Consider the following 703-nt stretch of genomic DNA (forward strand, 5'->3'; position numbering starts at 1 on the left):
TGACCTGCTCGCCAAGGACGATGACGGGTCGCTCGTGAAGGTCATGAACGAGACCGTGGACGGGGACTACCAGACCTACAAGGCCGAGTCCGGCGGGTTCGTCCGCGAGCACTTCTTCGGCCAGACCCCGCAGACCAAGGACATGGTCGCGGACCTGACCGATGACGAGATCTGGAACCTCAAACGCGGCGGCCACGACTACCACAAGGTCTACGCCGCCTACAAAGCAGCCACCGAATTCAAGGGCAAACCCACCGTCATCCTCGCCCACACCGTCAAGGGCTACGGCCTCGGACCGAGGTTTGAGGGACGGAATGCCACGCACCAGATGAAAAAACTGACGGTGGACGACCTCAAGGAATTCCGGGACTACCTCCGCATCCCCATCTCCGATGCCCGCCTGGAAGAGGATCCCTACAGCCCGCCCTACTACCACCCGGGCCCGGACGCACCGGAGATTGCTTATCTTCTCGAGCGGCGGAAGATGCTGGGCGGTTCCGTCCCCGAACGCCGGGCCAACGACGCTCCGGTGGACCTGCCGGAGGCCAGGACCTTCGAGGTAGCCAAGCGCGGTTCCGGAAAGCAGCAGGCCGCCACCACCATGTCCTTTGTCCGGCTGTTGAAGGACCTGCTCCGGGACAAGAAGTTCGGGCACCGCGTTGTGCCCATTGTCCCGGATGAGTCCAGGACCTTCGGCATGGAT

Annotated in this window: 1 pseudogene; it reads left to right on the top strand. The window is 63.2% G+C overall.

The features are described from left to right. Positions 1-703 (top strand): annotated as a pseudogene (locus tag NQJ30_RS18835) (pyruvate dehydrogenase (acetyl-transferring), homodimeric type); the annotation flags it as partial.

The sequence above is a fragment of the Pseudarthrobacter sulfonivorans genome (assembly GCF_024391045.1).
Taxonomy (GTDB): domain Bacteria; phylum Actinomycetota; class Actinomycetes; order Actinomycetales; family Micrococcaceae; genus Arthrobacter; species Arthrobacter sulfonivorans_B.